Annotated in this window: 16 protein-coding genes; 5 read left to right on the forward strand and 11 right to left on the reverse strand. The window is 37.1% G+C overall.

Translation table 11 applies throughout. The features are described from left to right. The first annotated feature begins 147 nt into the window (after positions 1-147). Complete coding sequence (locus ACHZAX_RS03860; protein ID WP_320018083.1) at positions 148-2,979, forward strand: M16 family metallopeptidase; 2,832 nt, start codon at positions 148-150, stop codon at positions 2,977-2,979. A 127-nt stretch (positions 2,980-3,106) separates the two neighbouring features. On the opposite strand, the gene ACHZAX_RS03865 is transcribed toward ACHZAX_RS03860, so the two are convergent. The 6 genes from ACHZAX_RS03865 to ACHZAX_RS03890 all read right to left on the reverse strand — a co-directional run bounded on the left by ACHZAX_RS03865 (position 3,107) and on the right by ACHZAX_RS03890 (position 8,954). After that, positions 3,107-4,408 carry a S28 family serine protease gene (locus ACHZAX_RS03865; protein ID WP_320018084.1) on the reverse strand — a complete coding sequence of 434 codons (1,302 nt, stop codon included), beginning with the start codon at positions 4,406-4,408 and terminating at the stop codon, positions 3,107-3,109. 44 nt (positions 4,409-4,452) lie between these two features. Next, positions 4,453-5,838 carry an aminopeptidase P family protein gene (locus ACHZAX_RS03870; RefSeq protein WP_394698210.1) on the reverse strand — a complete coding sequence of 462 codons (1,386 nt, stop codon included), beginning with the start codon at positions 5,836-5,838 and terminating at the stop codon, positions 4,453-4,455. Positions 5,839-6,342: 504 nt separating this feature from the next. Next, complete coding sequence (locus tag ACHZAX_RS03875) at positions 6,343-6,948, reverse strand: LysO family transporter (RefSeq protein ID WP_101310998.1); 606 nt, start codon at positions 6,946-6,948, stop codon at positions 6,343-6,345. A gap of 79 nt (positions 6,949-7,027) precedes the next feature. Continuing rightward, positions 7,028-7,312 carry a LysO family transporter gene (locus ACHZAX_RS03880; protein WP_218973145.1) on the reverse strand — a complete coding sequence of 95 codons (285 nt, stop codon included), beginning with the start codon at positions 7,310-7,312 and terminating at the stop codon, positions 7,028-7,030. Between the two features lie 181 nt (positions 7,313-7,493). Beyond that, a complete protein-coding gene (locus tag ACHZAX_RS03885; protein ID WP_320018086.1) occupies positions 7,494-8,504 on the reverse strand; it encodes an aldose epimerase family protein in 1,011 nt (336 codons plus the stop codon). Between the two features lie 177 nt (positions 8,505-8,681). Next, complete coding sequence (locus ACHZAX_RS03890) at positions 8,682-8,954, reverse strand: DUF493 family protein (protein ID WP_101310996.1); 273 nt, start codon at positions 8,952-8,954, stop codon at positions 8,682-8,684. 261 nt (positions 8,955-9,215) lie between these two features. Between ACHZAX_RS03890 and ACHZAX_RS03895 the strand changes: the two genes are divergently transcribed. From ACHZAX_RS03895 to ACHZAX_RS03905, 3 genes are all read left to right on the forward strand, one after another. Further along, positions 9,216-10,337 (forward strand): efflux RND transporter periplasmic adaptor subunit, encoded by a 1,122-nt coding sequence (locus tag ACHZAX_RS03895; protein WP_320018087.1) that lies wholly within the window; start codon positions 9,216-9,218, stop codon positions 10,335-10,337. A 6-nt stretch (positions 10,338-10,343) separates the two neighbouring features. After that, positions 10,344-13,508 (forward strand): efflux RND transporter permease subunit, encoded by a 3,165-nt coding sequence (locus ACHZAX_RS03900; protein WP_320018088.1) that lies wholly within the window; start codon positions 10,344-10,346, stop codon positions 13,506-13,508. A 75-nt stretch (positions 13,509-13,583) separates the two neighbouring features. Further along, positions 13,584-14,873, forward strand: coding sequence for a TolC family protein (locus ACHZAX_RS03905; RefSeq protein WP_320018089.1), 1,290 nt, complete (start codon positions 13,584-13,586; stop codon positions 14,871-14,873). A 214-nt stretch (positions 14,874-15,087) separates the two neighbouring features. Here ACHZAX_RS03905 and ACHZAX_RS03910 read toward each other — a convergent pair whose 3' ends face one another. Together ACHZAX_RS03910 and ACHZAX_RS03915 are read right to left on the reverse strand one after the other, a co-directional pair. Further along, on the reverse strand, positions 15,088-15,549 hold the full coding sequence (locus tag ACHZAX_RS03910) for a PaaI family thioesterase (protein ID WP_101310992.1): 462 nt from the start codon (positions 15,547-15,549) through the stop codon (positions 15,088-15,090). A 278-nt stretch (positions 15,550-15,827) separates the two neighbouring features. Continuing rightward, positions 15,828-16,298, reverse strand: coding sequence for a PPC domain-containing DNA-binding protein (locus tag ACHZAX_RS03915; protein ID WP_101310991.1), 471 nt, complete (start codon positions 16,296-16,298; stop codon positions 15,828-15,830). 709 nt (positions 16,299-17,007) lie between these two features. Between ACHZAX_RS03915 and ACHZAX_RS03920 the strand changes: the two genes are divergently transcribed. Continuing rightward, positions 17,008-17,751 carry a DUF6261 family protein gene (locus ACHZAX_RS03920; RefSeq protein ID WP_320018090.1) on the forward strand — a complete coding sequence of 248 codons (744 nt, stop codon included), beginning with the start codon at positions 17,008-17,010 and terminating at the stop codon, positions 17,749-17,751. 548 nt (positions 17,752-18,299) lie between these two features. Here ACHZAX_RS03920 and ACHZAX_RS03925 read toward each other — a convergent pair. The 3 genes from ACHZAX_RS03925 to ACHZAX_RS03935 form a co-directional block, all read right to left on the reverse strand. After that, positions 18,300-19,700: an ATP-binding protein gene (locus ACHZAX_RS03925; protein ID WP_320018091.1), complete on the reverse strand. Its 1,401-nt coding sequence runs from the start codon at positions 19,698-19,700 to the stop codon at positions 18,300-18,302. A 388-nt stretch (positions 19,701-20,088) separates the two neighbouring features. Beyond that, positions 20,089-20,781: a hypothetical protein gene (locus tag ACHZAX_RS03930; RefSeq protein WP_320018092.1), complete on the reverse strand. Its 693-nt coding sequence runs from the start codon at positions 20,779-20,781 to the stop codon at positions 20,089-20,091. Next, the gene (locus tag ACHZAX_RS03935) at positions 20,774-21,295 is read right to left on the reverse strand and encodes a hypothetical protein (protein WP_320018093.1); all 522 of its coding nucleotides are present in this window, start codon (positions 21,293-21,295) and stop codon (positions 20,774-20,776) included. Before ACHZAX_RS03935 ends, ACHZAX_RS03930 begins: the two co-directional genes overlap by 8 nt. Between the last annotated feature and the right edge of the window lie 24 nt (positions 21,296-21,319).

The following is a 21,319-nucleotide window of genomic DNA, read 5'->3' on the forward strand; positions in this document are numbered from 1 at the left end:
GATATCATTTTAAAGGTGAAAGAATAGTATATATATTGTGTTAAAAATCATTAAGAAAATTGTTAAATAGCTAATTATTTCTTTAATTTATAAAAGTTACACTTATGTTGTGTATTTTGTACTACAAATCACTAAAACAAATCACAAATGATTAAGAATTTATTTAGCAAAATGAGTCTTTGTACAGTTTTGGCACTAATGGGAACAGGAATGTTGTCGGCTCAAAACAATACAGAAGCTAAACTTCCTATGGATCCGAATGTGAGAACCGGGAAATTAGACAATGGTCTTACCTACTATGTTAGGCATAACGAAGAGCCTAAAGACCGGGCAAGCTTTTACATTGTTCAGAATGTGGGTGCAGTATTGGAAAATGACAGTCAGAATGGGTTGGCTCATTTTCTGGAGCATATGGCTTTTAATGGAACTGAACATTTTCCAGGAAAAGGTGTTCTTAATTATTTAGAGAAATACGGCGTAGCATTCGGTCGTAATATTAATGCTTATACCAATGTAGATGAAACTGTTTACAATTTAAGTAATGTTCCAACTACGAATGAAAATCTTCTGGATTCTACCCTTTTAGTACTGCACGACTGGTCGAATTACTTAAGTCTCGATGGAGAGGAAATTGACAGCGAACGTGGAGTAATTCATGAAGAATGGAGAACCCGCCGATCTGGAGGAATGCGTGTTTATTTAGAAAAAAACAAACTCGTTTATCAAGGCTCTAAATATGAAAAACGTGATGTTATTGGAGATCTTAATGTCATTGATAATTTTGACCATCAGGTAATCAGAGATTTTTATCACGATTGGTATCGTACCGATTTGCAGGCCATTATTGTAGTTGGAGATATTGATGCAGAGAAATTTGAGCAAAAAATAAAGGATATGTTTGCACATATTCCTGCTGTTGAAAATCCGGAAGAAAGAGTGTATTTCGAGGTTCCTGAAAATAAAGAGCCAATTGTTGGTGTAATTACAGATCCTGAAGCCAGCAGAATTAGTTTTGAAATTGTTTACAAACACAAAGCGACTCCTTTTGCCGAAAAAAATCTAAACTATTATCGCAAGCTTTTAATCGAAGATCTTTATTCAAGTGTATTGGGAGATCGTTATAACGAACTGCTTCAAAAAGGGAATGCACCATTTATAACCGGTTATGCCGCATACTATAACAAAGCCCGAAAAATGGATGTTTTTCAAAATGGAGTTACCCTTAAAGAGGATAATATTTTGGGCGGAATTGAAGTGCTTTTGAAAGAGACAGAAAGAGCCAAAAGATATGGTATAGTGACTTCTGAATTGGAACGTGCTAAAACGGCTATGTTGAGTAAAATGGAAAGAGCTTATAAAGAAAGGAACAAGCAGAACAATGATCGTTTGGTTCGTGGCTATCAGCAAAATTATTTAACCAATGAGCCTGTTCCTGGAATTGAGTTTGAGTTCGAAGCAATGAAACAATTATTACCTGGTATTAGCGCAGAGGAAGTAAGTGCGATTTCAAAAGGATGGGTTACGGATGAGAATGAGGTGATTACCTTGTCGGCTCCTGAAAAAGAAGGATTACAATTGCCAACTAAGGAGCAATTACTTGCAGTGGTTGCAAAAGTGAAACAAATGGAACTAAAACCGTATGAAGATAAGGTAGTAAACGAACCTTTAATTTCAGAGCAGCCTAAAGCAGGAAAGGTTGTGAAAGAATCTAATTTAAAGGGATTTGAAGCTGCCGAGTGGACATTGGCTAATGGCGCAACAGTTGTTGTGAAAAAAACAGATTTCAAAGAGAATGAAATTAGTATGCAAGCTTTTAGTAAGGGAGGAAATTCATTATACAGTGTAAAAGATTTGCCTTCGGCTGAAATGCTTGGCGGCTTTGTTTCGAATTTTGGATTGGGCAAATTTGATCAGGTTAGCCTTCAAAAATTATTGACAGGTAAAGAGGTTAAGGTATCACCATATGTAGGTGAATTATCAGAAGGACTTAATGGGAATTCATCTACAAAGGATTTTGAGAGCTTATTGCAGTTGGTGCATATGTATTTTGAGCAGCCACGTTTCGATCAGGAAGCTTTTAATGCATTGAAAGGAAGATATATGGCTTATGTGGCCAATATGGGAGCTGATATAAATAAGGCGTTTAGTGATTCCGTATCAATGACTTCTACCAATCACAATCCAAGAACAATTCTGTTTGATACAGATATGATTGACAAATTGGATTTTGAGACGATGAAACGCATTTATCAGGAGCGGTTTGTTGATGCCAGCGACTTTACATTTGTTTTTGTAGGGAATATTGATGCCGCGGAAGCAAAACCAATGATAGAAGAATACTTGGGAAGCATTAAGGATATCGACCGTGAGGATAACTGGAAAGACAATGGTGTGGATTATCCTGAAAAAGATACTTATACCCATTTTGACAGAGAGATGGAAACTCCTAAAACAACCATTGAAATTGATTTTCATGGTGATATTGAATATTCAAAAGAAAATTCAATATTGATGGATGTGGTTGCCAAACTTTTAGATAAGAGATATCTTGAGGTGATTCGTGAAAAAGAAGGTGGATCTTATGGTGTGGGAGTTGGTGCTTCGGTTGATAAATTTCCTCGGGAAGAGTATAAATTAGTGATTCGTTTTGATACAGATCCTGCCAAGGCTGAAAAATTAAAAGGAATTGTTTATAACGAGGTTCAGGCTCTTTTCAACGAAGGTGTTAAGGAAGATGACTTACACGAAGCAAAGAAAAATTTCATTAAGGTTCATCAGGAGAATCTTCGTAAAAATGGCTATTGGTTAAATACGATCAATCGTTACTATGTGTACGATGAGGAAATGATGAGTACAGAAGATTTCGAAAGCATGATCAACTCAATTTCAAAAGAGAAGGTTGAGAATTTTGCTAAAAAGTATTTTTCAACACCTGCAAAAATTGAAGTGGTGATGTCTCCAAAATCAAAAGAGATTTAATTCCAATTCATTAGTATAATAAAAAGGATGCTCATAAATGGGCATCCTTTTTTTTCGCTTTCTAAATCCCCTTCATAAGAGAGGATAAAGGAGTGCTTTGCTCTTTTCTACTTATTCCCTTAAATGATTACTGTTCATTGATAACGGTTAATTGCACATCCATCCATTCTTCCAAAGTGTTCAAAATTTCTTTCTTCATTTCAGGAGGAAAGCTGTTGATTCTTGATCTGTGAGATCCTTTGGGATTCACAAATTTTTTGCATTTGTCATTTCCTTTCAGATCAACTGCTGTTGCCGACCAAGTATCGTTCTCACCATATATGAACAATATTTTTTCCGCATCAGTCTGCAGCCATTTGTTAATTTTAATCATCGATGAGGCATCAAATTTCCGGATAGGTTCATTGGGGAAAGTAAAATCGAAAGTGATATCCTTTTCATCGTTCAGGTATTGTTTGAAAGGAGCAATTTCGTAGCTATACATTCCAATCTCGGTTAATGCCTGATGATAAAATGCAAGAAGCGGTTTGATGTTGCTTACATCGAAAAAATCGATACTTGATACTTTAAACAAATGCTCGAAAAGCTCTTTAGAATTGGCATTTTTATTGGGAATGCTGTCAATTCCGCCCCACTGCCAATAGGCAAATGGATATTCTAGAATACTTAAATCAAGTGCCCTTTCCAGACCCATAGAGAAAGAATAGTTCTTCTCTTTTGCATAGGCATCAGCAAGAGGAAGTAATTTTTCTCTGTTAGTAAAGCAAGCCAGCTGAAATTGATAAATCTGATCTCTGGTTTCTTTACTGCCTACACTGGCAAGGCGTTCGTGGATTCGTTTGTCTTCGCGAGCCAGATTAAGTGGTGCAACATAAGGAACACTAACATCAACATCATCAGGATAAAAATATCTGTGAAAAATAGTTGTTTGCCCTCCTTTACTGATTCCGGTCGACAGCCATTTTTTAGGATATATTTTACGCAAAGCCTGAATGATTACGTGCTGATCGGCAGCCGCTTGTTTGATGTTTAGGTATTGCCAATTCAGACTATCGGGCATTGAATTTTTAAAGTAACGGTGCTCAATGGTCAATTGATTAGCATTCAATAGTTTGCTCAACTCCCCAGCCTTTTCAGACCAAATTTGATAACCTTCCAGTTCCACAACCATAGGCTGATCGAAAGACTGATGACCCAATAAGACCCGTTGTTGAAATGTTCCCGCTTTGGGATTTTGATGATCGAGATCTTGTGTAAAATAGAGTTCGTAATACGCTGCAAAAGTAGAGTCTCCGGCAATCTTTTTTACACTTACTCCTGGGATTTCCTCAAGTTGGGTCAGCAGATTTTTTGGTTTTGTTTGTCCGCAGGAGATGCTGCCAACTATAAGAAATCCAATCAGAAGGAATGTAATTTGTTTAAGTTTCATTGATTAGTAATTTTAGAAAATATAGGGCGTGTTAATGATAATTTTTAGATTCTTTCTCTTTCTACATCAGCAATGCTTTTAGGAATAGGTTTTCCTAACAAACGGGCACCATCAGGAGTAATTAAGAAATCTTCTTCATTCCTAATGCCTCCAAAGTCTTTGTATTGTTCCACTTTATTGTAATTAATGAATTCTTCGAATCGTTTTTCGGCTTTCCACATGTCTATTAATTCAGGAATAAAATAGATTCCCGGCTCAATGGTTAATACAAATCCCGGTTCAAGTTCTCTTCCCAGGCGCAATGATTTTAGTCCAAACAGAGTGCTTTTTGCCTCGCCGTTGTAACCAACACAAACCTCGCCTAAATTTTCCATATCATGAACATCCATTCCCATCATATGCCCTGTACCGCATTGAAAGAATAAGGCGTGCGCTCCTTGTTGAACAGCATCTTCAACATTTCCTTTCATAAAACCCATTTGCTTCATTCCTTCGGCAACAGTTCGGCATGCAGTAAGATGAACATCTTTAAATTTAGTACCGGGTTGCAATTTTGCAATGGCAGCATTGTGTGCATTCAAAGCAATCTCATAAATTTCTTTTTGGCGGGTTGTAAATGTTTTATCTACAGGAAATGTACTCGACATATCACCCGAGTAATGCATTCCATTTTCAGCACCACAGTCAAGCAATACCATATCGCCGCTTTTTAATGTATTGCCATGATAATGGTTGTGAAGTGTTTGTCCGTTTATAGTTGCAATTGTTGGGAAAGATGGTTGTCCACCCATGCTGATTGCTATTTCCTGAACTTTGGCAGCAATTTCATATTCTTTCATGCCCGGGCGAGCCATACGCATGGCTGCAAGATGCATTTCTGCTGTAATGTTAACAGCCTCTTCAATTTGAATGATCTCTTCGGCTGATTTGTAATTTCTTTGATTTACAACCGCCTGAATGAATTCAGAAGATGCATTTTTTACTGAAATATTGGGATGAACATTCAATAAGGACTGTAATTTAATTTGATGTTCAGGACGGTAAGAGGGCAGGTGATGTACTCTTTGTCCTTTTGTCAAAGCTTTTTCAAGATATGTTTTTAATTCTGACTGGGGAGCTGTCTCTTTAATTCCAACAGCTTCGCTTTTCTCTTTTATGGTAGGCTGGGTACCCATCCAAACAATATCATCAATGGTTAATTCATCGCCGAAAATAATTTCACGATTTTCATCGATATCTATAATTGCATTTAGTCCGGCATAATCGGAACCAAAGAAATATAGAAAGGTACTGTCCTGACGGTAATGATAAGTATTGTCAGCATAGTTCATTCCACTTTCGTCGTTGCCAAGAAAAAGCAGGATTCCTGATTTTACGTCAGATTTAAGTTTGTTTCTTCTGTTGATATAGGTTTCTTTTGAGAACATCATTATGGGTATTTGGTTAATTAATATATATTATTGCGTATTTGTTTAATTACCTGAACGAATTGGTAAATTTAAACAGGATGTAATTTATTTGTTCAATGAGGAAACTATTAAATTATGCCTTCGGGATACAAGAATCTCACTAAAGGACATTATCAGTTAGAATGCACAGAACAAAATAAGTTGTGAAAAGAGGTATTGGGGAGATTTAACAAATCCAACATTCGAACAAACCTTTGTACGAACAATTGTAAAGAAGTATAAATTCGTTAAAACAAAACATGATAAGCTTGTTGATTCGGAGTAAATTTATAAAAAACAAATTAGTTTATTGGTGTATTATTTTTAAAATGAGTTTAAACTGCATTAAGTTCTTTTTTAAAGCTGAAAAAAAATTATATGAAACGTCCATGTATAAAGCTTTCTACACACAGGGAGATGATTATATGGTAAGTTCTCCCGAAACAAGTTCGGGACAGGCTATATGGCAAAAGTTTAAAATTATAATCATATGAATTTAAGTATGATTGGAATAATTACAGGGACTAATATGGTAAGTACTATTCCACTAAAAACGGCTATGACAGCATATTCTTTTCCTGAATAGCGTACAATAATCGGCAGGGTTGTATCCATTGCAGTTGCGCCGCCAGATGCAATCCCGGCTAATTTTCCAAAGTATTTTACAAATAAAGGAGTTGCTAAAAGAGTCAGTATTTCCCTGATGATGTTTGAAAGAAGAGCAATAACACCCAGCGTATCGCTATGGAATTCTGTAATAATAACGCTTGATAAACTATAGTAGCCAAATCCGGCTCCCACAGCCATTGCTTCACCAATACTAATATTCGAAAGCAAAACGGAAACAGCAGAAACTCCAAGAAGAGATCCTGTAATGACTGATAGAGGAACCAAAATAATCTTGATGTTCACCTCACGAATTACTTTCCACGAACCGCGATCGGTTCCAATGCCCACACCCACTAAAAACATCAGTAAATAAAGAGCATATATACTGAAATCTCCTTCTAAAAGGGAGGAAGGTAAAAAGCGTGTTAGTCCAAGGATTAAGCCCAGAATAAAGAAGCCCAGAATTATTAAACTGCCTTTCATGTGTCTAAATTTGTTTTTTATTGCCACATAGCCTGTTCCGAACTTGTTTCGGGAGAACTTACCATGCTGAGATAATCATCTATTTCTTTTTGAAAAATAGGATATAGGTAAAATAGGCACAAAGTAAAGAACCTAAAACAGCTCCGATTGTAAGGACCAAAGCTTGTATTCCAATAGAATCAAGATTGTTTAGTATTTGTTTATTGGTTCCAACACCTATCCCCAAAAGAAAAAGTAAAAGGAAGATTGAAAAGGAAGTTAAAACGCCTGTAATTTTAATGATCTTTGGTCTGTTGCCAATGAGGAGACCAATTCCGATTCCTAAAATCATTATGGATAAAACAATGATGATGTCTGTTAGCATAGTCGTGACAATCTTATTAAAATAAGTTTTGAAATCTGAGCCTGCAAGATTGGTTTTTTCTTTCAGATAATAAAATTGTAATGGCAGATAGTTTGTTTTTAGTGTAACGCGATTATTTCAGGAGGAGACACAGTCAATAAAAAAGGCTGAATCTTTTCGAAACAGCCTCTTATCTATTTTTTTAGAAAATAAGTTTGTAGTTTGTCTGATGCTGGTACACTTCGCCGGGTTGTAACCACCCCTGTTTAAAGTTCGCATGATTGGGAGCATCAGGATATCCCTGAGCTTCCAAAGCCACACCTGAGAAAGAACCGAATTTTCCTGCTGCGATGTATTTACCTGTGTAAACCTGTAAACCAGGGAATGTAGTTGCAACTTCCATTGTCACTTCACCATTTTTATCAGAAAGTTCAGCTACTTTTCTTGGCGTTTCGGTCGATTTGCCAAAAGCAAAACAGTCGTCGTAGTTCTCAATGTCTTCTATGTCCCGGTCTATCTGCTTTTTAGTTCTAAAGTCGAAAAGAGTATTCTTGATGTTGTATATTTTGCCGCTTGGAATCAACAGATCGTCTGTTTCTAAAATAAACTCAGTATCAATCTGAAGTTGATGGTCTAAGATACTCTCAAAATTGTCTGATAAGTTAAAATAGGCGTGTTGAGTTAGATTAACCGGAGTTGTTTTATCCGTTACAGCTTTGTAATGAATCTGCAATTCGTTATCATCAGTCAACTTATAAATTACCTCAGTATTTAAATTGCCGGGAAAATTTTCTTCTCCGTCGGGACTCAGGTAAGTTAATTTTAAATCAGTATTGTTACCGATTTCGGCTTTCCATACTTTTCGGTCAAAGCCAATGTTTCCACCATGCAAGTGATGTATTCCATGGTTGCATGGAAGTTGGATTTCTTTTTCATCAAGCGTAACTAATCCTTTGTTAATTCGATTTCCAAACCGACCAATTAAAGCACCAAAATACGGATAGTTTTTAAGGTATTCCTCATTTGTATACTCTTCAAGCGAATCAAAACCCAGTACAATTTCTCTCTCCTCATTGGGCAAAGGAAGGGTGAATGAGGTAAGAATACCACCATAATTGGTGATTTTTGCTGTCAGGCCATTTTTATTTCGGAGGGTGTATAGTTGTACATTTTCTCCATCACGAGTCAATCCAAAATCAATTACATCTATCATTTAAAAAGTTGTTAGTTTTATTCAGAAGCCCGAAAGTAAAACAAAATATCCACTTTTCATTTTAGAAAGGGGATTTTTCACAAATTAATTAACGTAAAGGCAATCAGAGGAATGGAGAGTTAAATCAGCTCTTTAGCATAATCAGTTTTTTAATGAGGATGTAAACAGTTGCTTTTGTTAAAGTATCACTATCCCTTCGATGTGCTGTGCTTTCATGTAAATATCGATTACATCATCAGCTGATTCCATCTCTTTTTTCACAGTAATTCCTATGAATTTTAAGTCTTTGGAAGTTTTAAACGAAAATTCAGTTTCAGGTGGGAAAAGTTCCTTAACAGCCTTTACTTTTTCATCTGAATTGGGAATGATAAATTTAAACATGTATAATGAAGGCCAGGTTAAGGACTCCATGAGTTGATATCTAAGTTTTGCGTATTTTTCTTTTTCCATTTTGTGTTCAAATAAAATTGGTGGTCAAAAATCGGAATTTTTTTTGAATTTACTGGTTTTTGAAAACCGAATGTTCAAATAGAAACGAATAAAACCCGCTATATGTTTCACTGAAAGTTTAAATCGGGATGTTTGTCGAAATCCTTATGAAAATTTTAAAATCGGTTAAGATTATCTCATAAATACCTATCTTTATGCATTATAAATAAAAATTACTGATCGTAAATATTCTTGTTAAGAAACTCCAAATAAATTTTATAAATGAATCGGAAAATAACCATCGTTTTACTGGTAATTGCAACATTGGCAATTTCTTTTGCCGCTATGAAAGGCTTAAGCAGTTTAAAAGAATCTCCTAAAAAGAATTTAGATAAAAAAAAGCTGCCACTTGTTAAAGTTGAGGCTGTAAAGTACAATGAAATATCTTCTCCTATAGTTGAGAAAGGACGATTGGCTTCTAATCTGGAAGTGAATTTAAGTTCGGAAGTTGCGGGCAGAATTGTTGAGGCAGGTGTTCCTTTAAAAGTGGGACAGAAGTTTAAAAAAGGCCAATTGCTGATTCGTATTTACGAGGAAGATGCAAAAATGGATTTACGTGCTCTTAAAAGTCGTTTCCTGAATAAACTGGCTGAGAATTTGCCTGATATTAAAGTTGATTATGCGGATAATTTTGAGGCGTGGATGAATTTTTTCAATGCGATCAATTTGGAGGAAAGCATTCCTGAATTGCCAAAAGTAAAATCCGATCAGGAAAAGGTATTTATGGCAAGCAGAAATATTTTAGGTGATTATTATGCCATTAAAAGTGCTGAAGTTAAGTTTGATAAAAGAAAAATATATGCACCCTTTGATGGTTCTTATGCCGAGGTAAATACACAGATTGGATCGGTTGCCGGAATGGGCACTAAGCTGGCCGGTATCATCGAATCGAATAATCTGGAACTTCAGGTTCCTATTGAATCGAAAGAAATTTCCTGGTTGAGTTTAAATGAAAAGGTAGATATTCTGGATTCGGATGGAGAGGTTATTTTTACCGGAAAATTGGTGAGGAAATCTGATTTTGTTGACGAGGGAACTCAGTCCATTTCGGTTTTTATAAAGTTGGAGAAAACCAATGGGAATGAATTGTATCAGGGACAGTTTTTAACGGCTTGTTTTAATGGGAAAAAGATTGCCAATGCGATGGAAATTCCCAGAAACGCAGTTTTTAGCTCTAACAAAGTGTTTGTTGTTGAAGGCGGTATCTTAAAAGAAAAGGAAATTAAGGTGATCAAACGAAATGAGAACACCTTGGTTTTTAATGGTTTGAAAGAGGGGGAGATGTTGGTTGTGGAACCTCCTGTTAAAGCAACTGAAAACATGCAGGTACAAATCAAGAAATAGCGTATAATGAGAAATATAATATCACAATTTGTAAGATATCCGTTTTACGGGAAAATGATTATTGCGGTGCTTGTTATTGCAGGATTTGTTTCTTTGATCTTTATGAAGAAATCATTTTTTCCGGAAACCGAGTCTAAAACCATCACTGTTTCTATGGTGTTTCCGGGCGCTTCACCAAAGGAAGTTGAAGAAGGCATAACCTCTCGGATTGAGGATGCTGTTCGGGGAATTGTTGGAATCAAAGAAATGAATTCCGTATCATCAGAGGGCTTTTCCCGATTAACTATTACCACAACCGGCGATTACGATTTGGATGAAACATTAGCTGATGTAAAAAATTCGGTGGATGGAATTCCGACCTTTCCATCGGGAGCCGAAAAAGCCGTTATTGCAAAGCAGAGAGCTACATCACCTGCTGTGCGCATGGTGGTTACAGGAGATATCGATTTAATCAGCCTGAAAAAATATGCCGATCTGATTTACGACGATTTAATGCGTTCGAAAGTCATGTCGCAAATATCTCTGTCGGGTTTTCCAAATCTGGAATTATCAGTAGAGGTGAAGGAAGATGATTTGCGAAGATACAATCTAACATTTAGTGAGATCTCTGCAGCAATCGCCAATAATAATATCGATATTTCGGGAGGAACAATTAAGAATGAGGTAGAGGAAATTCTAATTCGTTCGCGCAACCGATCTGTCGATCCGGATCAAATCGGCGAAATTATTTTAAAAGCAAATCCAGACGGAAGCTACATCCGGATTCGTGATGTAGCGAATACCCATTTTCAGTTTCAGGATGTTCCGAATTCAACCTATGTTAATAAAAATCCGGCGATATCAATTCAGGTGAACAAGCTGAATAATGAAGATTTGGACGACATATCGGTATACTGTAACAAATACGCCAAAGAGTTTAATGAAAAATATGATGATGCCCGGCTCGAAATCAGTTTCGATTTCATTAGTCTGCTTCAGTCAAGATTGAATCTTCTGTTTAAAAATGGCGGGTATGGTTTGTTGCTGGTGATTATTTCATTAGCACTTTTTCTGAGTTTCCGATTGTCTATATGGGTTGCGTGGGGAATTCCAGCGTCCTTTTTAGGGATGTTTATTGTTGCCAACTTAATGGGGGTTACCATTAATATGATTTCTCTTTTTGGGATGATATTAATAATTGGTATTCTGGTGGATGACGGCATTGTGATCGGGGAGAATATTTATTCTCATTTTGAAAGTGGTAAAAGTCCCCGAAGAGCGGCAATAGATGGTACAATGGAGGTTGTTCCAGCAGTGCTTACTTCGGTAACTACAACCATGGTGGCTTTCTCACCACTCCTGCTGGTTACCGGGAATATGGAATTTATGTACGAAATGGCATTTGTAGTGGTGGCATGTTTAAGTCTGTCGCTTTTCGAAAGTCTTTTTGTATTGCCCGGCCATATTGGAAACGAAAAAGTATTGCATAGAAACCGGAAGGATAACTTTTTTAACCGTTTTAGAGGAAAAGTTGAAAAGGGAATTCTTTTTGTCAGAGACCGCGTTTATGCAGGGACTCTGGATTGTATCGTTCGTTGGAGATGGTTTGTTGTTTTTATTCCTGTAGCTCTATTATTTATTACTATGGGCTTATTTAGTGGTGGATTCATTCAAAGTACCTTTTTCCCAAATGTAGCTTTCGACACCTTTGCTGTGAACATAGCTTACAAGCCTGGAAGCAATAAGGAAATCACCATAGCCAGATTAAAGCAGTTCGAAAAATCAGTTTGGGAGGTGAATGATGAATTGATGAACGAATTTCAGGATACAGCGAATTTCATCAAATATACAAGACTTTCATCGGGTAATGCATTTGGAGGACAGGAGTCTGGTCCGCATGCAGGAAACCTGTCTGTTACTTTGCGTGATATGGAAGGTGCACCGGTTTCAAGTTTTGATATCTCAGACAGAGTAAAGAAGAAATTGGGAGATGTTTCCGATCTTGAGAAATTTACCATTGGAGCCAGCAACCGTTGGGGAGCTCCTGTTTCCATTAGTCTGCTGGGAAACGATTTGGAACAGCTCAATCAGGCCAACGATTATTTTCAAGGGGAGTTACGCAAAATGTCTTCTCTTTACAATATCAACGACAATAACCCATTGGGAAGCCGTGAGGTAAGACTTAAATTAAAACCAAAAGCCTATTATCTGGGGATGAATTTAAGTTCCATAACATCGCAGATCCGGCAAGGCTTTTTCGGAGGACAAGCACAGCGCCTGCAGGAAGGAAAAGATGAGATTAAGGTTTGGGTTCGGTATCCGAAAACCGACCGGGTTTTTATCGGACAAATGGAAGACATGAGAATCCGTACGCCAAAAGGAGAATTTCCATTGTCGGAATTAATCGATTATGAAATTTTACGCGGGCCTGTTAGCATACAGCGTTACAATGGTGCACGTGAGATTCGTGTTGATGCAGAATTAATAGATCCGAGTGAACCGGTACCACCTATTCTGGATTACATAGAAACTACAATTTTACCCGATTTGGAAGCGAAATTTCCAAGCGTTCGTCCGGAGTATCAGGGACAGCAAAAACGTTCTGCCGAAGATATTCACGAGTTGAAAATCTATTTTAGCATCGCTTTCATGCTGATCGTTTTTATTGTGATGGTTCATTTCCGAAGCTTTACACAAGGAATAATCATATTGCTGATGATTCCATTGGGCTGGCTTGGTTCTGCCTGGGGACACGGAATTGAAGGATATCCTGTTTCCATGTTAAGTGTTTGGGGAATGGTTGCTCTTTCGGGGGTAATTATAAACGATGCTGTGGTCTTCCTGTCCAAGTACAACTCGCTGATTGAAGAGGGGATGGAACCTGAGCCCGCTGTTAAAGCAGCAGGTAAAGCCAGATTCAGAGCGATTATTTTAACAACAATTACAACCTCGGTTGGCTTGTATCCCTTGATTCTGGAAAATTCATTTCAGGCTCAGTTCCTAATACCAATGGCGATTGCCCTGGCATACGGAGTATTACTCGGCACCTTGTTTCTTCTGTTGTTCTTCCCGGTATTAATTTTAATTCTGAATGATATCAGAAGAATAACAAAAGGCATATGGGAAGGTGAAAAAATTTCGCCCAGAGATGTTGAGCCCAAGGTGAAAGAATCAAAGGTAAGTTTGGATTAAAAAATATGAATCGCCCTGTATAAATTACCCCGGATTATGATCCGGGGACCGGGGATCAAATAAAGAACAAAACAAATGATCAGAAAAGTGTCATTATTCATAGTCTTCATTCTGAGCAGTCAGTTTATTGTGCAGGCACAGGAAGAACTAAGTTTGTCCAAAGCCATCGAGGTGGGATTGGAGAACAATTATCAGTTAAAGATCTATCGAAAATCTGAAAAGGTATCTGAATTGAATAATACCTGGGGAAATGCCGGAGCTTATCCCAGTCTTGAATTTAATCTTGGGTATCGAAATACAAAAGATTATAACGAAGAAAAGGATTTCATGAGAAACAGTTTAATTCCCTCATTGGATGTAAGCTGGACTCTTTTTGATGGTTTTGCGGTGCAGATTCGAAAAGATAAATTCGATGATCTGGCTCAGTTATCAAAAGGCAACACCATAATTGCCGTCGAAAACAAAATTGAACTGATCATTCTTGCCTACTACAAGGTACTGCTGGAGAAAGAGCGGATGGAGGTGAACCAAAGAATCATGCAGTTGTCTTCCGATCGATACGAGAAGGTGAAAGTTGGCAAAGAGCTGGGAAGTTCGGTTACCTACGATGTTTTGCAGGCTCAGAATGCCTGGCTGCAGGATCGTTCCTCCTTCCTGATTCAGGAGGTGAATTTCAACAATGCTGTTCGCGATTTAAATTTTTTACTGGGGGTTAAAGAGAGCAAAACCTATGTTTTCGCAGATGAGTTTTTACCCGTAAGCGATGACTTTCAGATGGCAGCCTTGCTGGATAAAATGTTTTCGGGAAACAATACTCTTAAAAACAGGTACATACAGGAAATGCTGCTGAAACGGGATGTGGATATGGCACGAAGCAATTTTTATCCCCGAGTTTCATTGGGGGCCGGAGTACAGGAGAATTCAACCCGATTGAAATTGGATGGTCTGCCTGCTTCAACAACCGATTCGCATAACTTTTATGCCAATGTAAGCTTGAATTTCATGATTTTTAACGGGAATTCGAACCGAAGAGCCATGCAGATAGCCAAAATTCAGGAAGAAATTGGAAAAATAGAAACGGAAGATGTAAAACTTACTTTGACTAATTTACTGGCTCAGCAATTTGAGTTGTACGAGGTGCGGAAAGAATTGTATCAGCTTGCCGAAGAGAATTTGGCCGCGGCAGAGCTTAATCTCACTATTTCAAAGGAAAAATTTGAATCGGGGAGTATCAATTCATTCAATTACCGGGATGTTCAGATCACTTATCAGAATGTTGCCCTGGCACGCGTAAATGCCATTTTTAATCTCATTCAATCGAGAACAGCTTTGGTGCGGATTACCGGTGGAATATTAACCGAGTAGAAGTAATAAGTGAAAAATACAAGGCCATCAGGGGGAAAAATTCTGATGGCCTTTGTATTTACAGTTCGAAAAGGAATTGTTTCGTACTAAAATGAAATTCATTTTTACCTCTGCCCCTGAAGGGAGCCTGAATTTCAACAACTTCCCTTTCGGGAATTTAAGGGCAAAAGTGGTTGAATAGTATACGATTCAACTTTTTGTTCATCCTCATTTTTTACAGTCCAAAATTATCGGGAACCAGAACCGAAATTACCTCGCCAACAACGCAAAGCACTCCGTTTGCAAACAGTTCTGCTTCCACAATCACCTTTCGCGCTCCAACTTCCTTAATTTTTCCTTTAATTACTATTTCGCCGCCAATGGGTGTTGGCTTTAAATATTTTACCTGCAACGAGGCCGTAACACATCTTGGTGCGTTGGTTTCGGAAAGCTCAATGCCCTGTGCTTTGGCCAGAGCCAATGCCGCCGATCCGGTTCCGTGGCAATCTATCAGCGAGGCCAGTAGTCCGCCGTATACAAAACCAGGAATAGCCGTGTGATATTCTTTGGGCACAAAGCGGGTAAGCGTTCCTTCACCCTCCCAAAAAGTTTTAATCTGATGTCCGTGTTCATTTAACCTGCCGCAACCGTAACATTGTGCAAAATGATCCGGGTAGTAATCCTGAATTCCTTTCATTGTAAATATTTTTAAAAACTTTTTTTGTTATCAGACTTGAAGATACCAATAAGATCGGTATGCTGAAAAATTTGTCGGGAAATCCATGCCATCACATGGTGATAAACAGAAAATGAAAAAGCTTGTATGAGTTTTACAATTGATACCAATTTAATATCAACAGCCTGCTTAAAATAGCTGCTTGTTATATTCTTACTGTATACAAGTCGTTCTTGTCAGGGTATGACTTGATTCTATAAGCACTATTTTTTATAAGATGAGTTTTGATGTTAATTGAATTAGTTCCCCACAACTTCCAATTCGTAAAATGTTGTTTCAGGATCAACAACACGCGTAAAATTCAGGTCTTTATTATTGAGAAGAACAATTTCTGCAGTTGTGTAAATGATATTGCCATCTACCAGATGACCACCAATCGTATTGCCTGTGCTATCCGATACCGAGATATGAATATGATTGTTTTTACCATGGTCTGCAAATGTTCCGGTCAAAGAAACAATTTCGTAATGCCCCTTCAAATGCAAAAGCTCTTTCTGATTTGCCGGCCGGATAATCAGTTCTCTCAAACTCCCCACACAGGTAGAAACCGATGCCGATTGCAGCTGATTGGTTTCAACAAATTGCGCCATTTCTTGTTTCAGATCCATCCCCGGTTTTAACCGCAGGGCATACATTTCAACATTATTTTGCTGACAGGAAACCAAACTGATAAAACCTGCAAGAAGGATAAAGGCATTCAATTTCAACATAGATATATTTTTAGGAAAATGTAAAATTAGAAAATATAAAAATGGTAAGAGCCAACAGGGAACTAAAAGTTTTCACTAAAAAAACAAGCCGTTTAATGTGTGGTATTTTGGTTACAAACTTGTACCTGCATAAAAAACAAAGAGAACAATATCTGGCTGAACTTTAGCTGTTCTCCAAACAAATTTTTGATTACCTGGCTTGTGCCAGCAGCTCATCAAACATTTTTTTGATTGCCTGGCTTGTGCCAGCTGATCACCAAACTTTTTTTTGATTGTTTGGCTCGTGCCGGATGCTCTCCAAACTTTTTTTTGAATGTCTGGCTTGCGCCAGCAGCTCTCCAAACATTTTTTTGATTACCTGGCTTGTGCCGGATGCTCACCAAACGAAAAAGAGGATGTGCCGGCGGTCTTTTATGAACCAAACATTATTTTACAAAGTGCCTGTGTTAGTGGCAGTTCCTAATGTGATATTATTGTTTTTCAGTTGGGGAGTATTTTTATTCATAATAAAGGATTTATTCGTCCTTTTTTTTAGAGGGATTACAAGTGGAGGGATGTGTTTTCATTTGTTGGGAAGGGCATTGAAGCTTTTCTTGTGCAGGGAATGAAAAAAAACAACATAATTTTAATCGGATGTGTTTATATTATTTTAACTTTAATATTCTGTTAATAAAAAATTGGTTTTTGTATTCATTAAAAAGATTGAGATATGTTTATTAAAATGATTTTTAGTTGGTTGCGGATTAACGAAATGTTGGGCTTCTGCAACGAGATTGTTGGCTTTCTGCAATCCATTGATATGGAAGGTTTGCAGGTAGGCCCTGCGGTAGAAAAGTTAAGTGCGAAGTATCAGGAGGCATTAAAGGTATCGAATAGGAGCCGGTCGAGTGCTTATACCGATATGCTGCTCGAACAAGATTTCCGCAGAGATGAGTCTTTTCTTGCTTTCCGTAATTTAATGGAAGCATCAACTCACCGAAAAGATGATGCCATAACAAGTGCGGCCGAAACCATCTGTCGGATTATTCGTGCACACGGCTGGTCTTTGCATGCCGACGGACAAAAGGTGCAGTCAGCCAAAATGGCGAGTCTGCAAAAAGAACTTGAGCTGCCTGAAAATCAGGAGCTGATTCTTCATTTGGGTGCAGATTCGTGGTATCGCGATATGATGGCGGACAACATGGCTTATAATGAGCTAAAAGAAGACAAAACAAAGGCCAAAGCAAGTGTGGCAGATTACGATACCAATGAGGTGTATAAAGAGCTGCGCCTGGCTTGCGTAGAATTATTCGATGCCATAGAGGTGCTGAATCGCATAACACCAAACGGGAAATATGTCGAGATGGCTAATTTTATAAACGACTGCACTCAAAAATACAGTATTGCAGCCCGTACCCGAAAAACCAAAAATGAAAAAGCAGCTGCCGAAACTGCAGCAACAGAGGCAAAGTAAAAAAAAGCTGAGGCTCCTGAAATTCTCAAGCAAACCCGCGAAAGTTTAGTCTGGAATTGAGGGCCTCGGCTTGCTGATAAAAATACGATCTTTTTGTCAGCATTTATTGATCCTCAAAATTTTTGACCAATTTTTATTACAGATGATCCTCCTTTTCAGGAGGATTTTTTTTTATCCATACTCCCGGAAAAGTTTGCTTTCCCGAATGTGAATGGAGTCTGCCATAAAAACAAAAAGGTTTCCTTTTTGGGAAACCTTTTGTTCTGTATCGCAGGGGTGAAGATTTTTACTTCCGGCTTTGAGATTACTGATATTGGTGTTTTGATGTAAAAATTGTAATTCGTGTTGATTGTAGAATTATAGCTATGCCCGGGAATGAGAATTAAACTTTCTTTGCTTAACGCTTGCGATAAGAAACGTTACGCAGCTCGGAGCGCCTTGTTATCAAGGTACACAGCCGTTGAGTAAATATTGTTTGGTTTAAATTTGGCACCATCCGCGCAATGTTTTATGACCGCGTGTTAGCTGCTAATCTTATCAAATTAATATTATGCCTTATCAATCAACTTATAAGAATAATTAAATGCTGTTGCACTTTCATCTACGGGTTCAATTTTTTCGAGCTTTCTTAATTTCTGGAATGCCTTTTTAATTTTATTTACATCATCTTCACCACTTAACTCTCTCACAATTCGATTAGTAATCGTTCTGTTCTCAGAATCTTCTGAAAGGTAATTAAGAATAATATCTTCCAATGATGCAAGCTTCTTATGTTTAATTGTTATTTTTACGGAATTATCCAGTTCCTCGATAATAGGATCTATTAAACCTGCCTTTTTCATTTCATTTTTAACTGTGTCAAGACCTTCACCTATATCATGATTTACTGGATTAGGTAGATTATGTAAAAGCCTAACAATATTGGGATTTCTTGAAAAGCGTTCAGTATATATATTGTTTAATGTAATGTATCCTGGTAGTTTCCCCGGACTTATAACTTCAATTCTATTATCAAATATTCTAATATGTATATCGTCATTTAAGCTATAATCACGATGGATTACCGCATTAACCAATATTTCATGAATAGCTTTGCTTGGATAAATAAGTTTTTCCAATACTCCATTAACAGTAATTGAAGTATCCGTTAATAACTCATGAACCAACTTAACCGCTTCATGTATCTGATATTCAATTGGCCCATTAATTGTTTTTGGAGCTTCCTTTAACTGTTCCCGTTTGTATTCTTCATCGCTTGTCAATAGTCGATATATTTTTATAGCACATCGAGTATCTAATGTTGCTTGAGGTTCCTCTTCAAATAATAAAGCACACGCAACATTAGGCTTTAGTTCTTTATCGCGTATACTTAATAATCTTTGCTTTTTTAGAAAAATCGGAACATTCAAATTAGATTTTACTCGCACCATATATTCGAAAAGGGCTTCATTATATTCGTATTCATCAACATCCAATATGTCTATAGGTTGCTTTTCATAAACTAAAACACCTTTTGCATACCCCAACTGAGTAATCCTTTCTCCTTTAATTTTTTCTTTTCGTGCATTTATTCTCAAAAAACAATCACCATTTGAGCAATAATGTACTTTGGAACTTTTAGGAATATTTAAATGAAGTACAAATCCTTTATCACCAAAATCAATAAACTCTACATCCACATTTTCGACAGATGGTTCAGTTAATTCAAGTACAGTATGCAGAACATCATTTGCTTCTTCTTTAGTTGCAAATCCTTTTAATCTTTCTTCGGTTATTTTTTGATCTTCAACCCCAATCCAAATTTCGCCGCCATCAGCATTTGCAAATGCAACAAATGTTTCTTGTAACTTAGAAGGCTTTATATCTCTGCTTTTTAAATCATTAAAATGATCTTCATTAATTTCTAACAATTTATTATACTCATCTTTTCCGGGATGTCTTGTTTCCATATATTCTGTCTTTTTTTACTGGTTATTTAGCTCGACCATTTTCTTTGCTCTGGTTTGTAGCGCAAAAGTATTTCACTTTATCGGTTTTTAAAATTAACAAAATAGTATTTAGAATACTGATTTTAGATTCTGAGAATAGTTCTAAATAAAGGATAGAATAGGGCAATGTTGCTGGAATCAGGAGTATTTAAATACTTTGTTTTCAGGCAAGTAGTTTCCGGCTTTTCAAATTCGCCGTATCCGTTTCTATTTGGCAGGAGAATTTGCTTCGCCCGAAACGATTCTTTTAATTTTAAAGGGACTTTTTTGCTGCGATTTGTAGTAAGTCCGCATTTGTATTTCGGATATGATACCAATGGTAATCAGTTGAATTCCCCCAAGCACCGTATTATTCAGTACCTGCAATATTTTGGATTAGTTCCATAATAATTTCTGTAGCCTCTTCACCAGAGCCATAGGGCAAAGCACTTTCGATGCCTTCGGTTAAGCCTTCATTTTTCAGTAGTTTGGCACATTCCTCTTTTAAATAGCCTTTTACTGTTTCATTTGCACTCTTTATATTTTCTAGAAGCTCAAAACAATTGTCCAAAATGTAGATGATGTCTTCAAAATCATGACTCTGTCGTAAATCATTTCCACCTCGTCCTTTATGAGCTTCAAATTTTGCCGCTAAATAAAATTCAGGTGGAAATACAAATACTTCAGTACCGTCTGGAAGCGTTTTTGAAATTTTGTTTTCAATACCTTCATCATACCATTTATTGCTAAATCCAAGTACATCAGAATCGGAAGGCATAACATCTACCAAAATATCCTGATAAATCCACCGACAGATTGGAGCTCCTTTTGAGGTATCATTTGCAAAACCTAAAGCTCTTAAATTATCTTCTAATTTTGCATGAGCTGCCTTGGAATGGATTTCAATTACACAATCCACATCAAGCGTTGGTCTGATATCGGATAATTCAGGATTCCCTGCATATAATTCTGCAACAGCGCCACCAACAAATACCATATCGTCCTTTAAATCACCCAACCCATTTGCTACAGTTTGTAGCATCGTAATATTTGTACTAGGCATGTTTTAATCGTTTTTCAAGTTCTTCTTTGGCAATATTTATTTCTCTCACTCTTCCTACACGGATAGTATCAACAATAACTAATAATTCATAGAATAATTTGTCATCTTGTACTATCTGTGGAATGGATTTAAAAAGTGGTTCAATGGCTTGTCCGCGGTGAGTTCCTTTTGCACTCGCCCATACATATACATCATTTCCACTTGATATGTGTTCATTAATTGGTGGAGCTGAATGCGCTGTTGGAATTCCTTTTACGATTGCCCCTGGTTCAGTAGGAAATACATATTTTAACCCGTAAACCAAAAACTCCATGAAAGAATTGATATTCACCTTTCGTTTCTTAGAATCAATTAAGCCCCCAATTTTGCATCTGTTCAATACTTCAGATATTTCAGATGGACTGATTTTTAGTGCATGAGCCAAATCAGAGTTGTACCAATCATCGTGCTTTAGTGCAATGATTTTTAACAGAACAACAATATCCTGGGGACGCATCCCATTGTGTTTTTTCATGCGTTAGGTTTCATACTATTTATT

Origin of the sequence: Labilibaculum manganireducens (assembly GCF_963665805.2) — a bacterium.
In the GTDB taxonomy this organism is placed as follows: Bacteria; Bacteroidota; Bacteroidia; order Bacteroidales; family Marinifilaceae; genus Labilibaculum; species Labilibaculum manganireducens.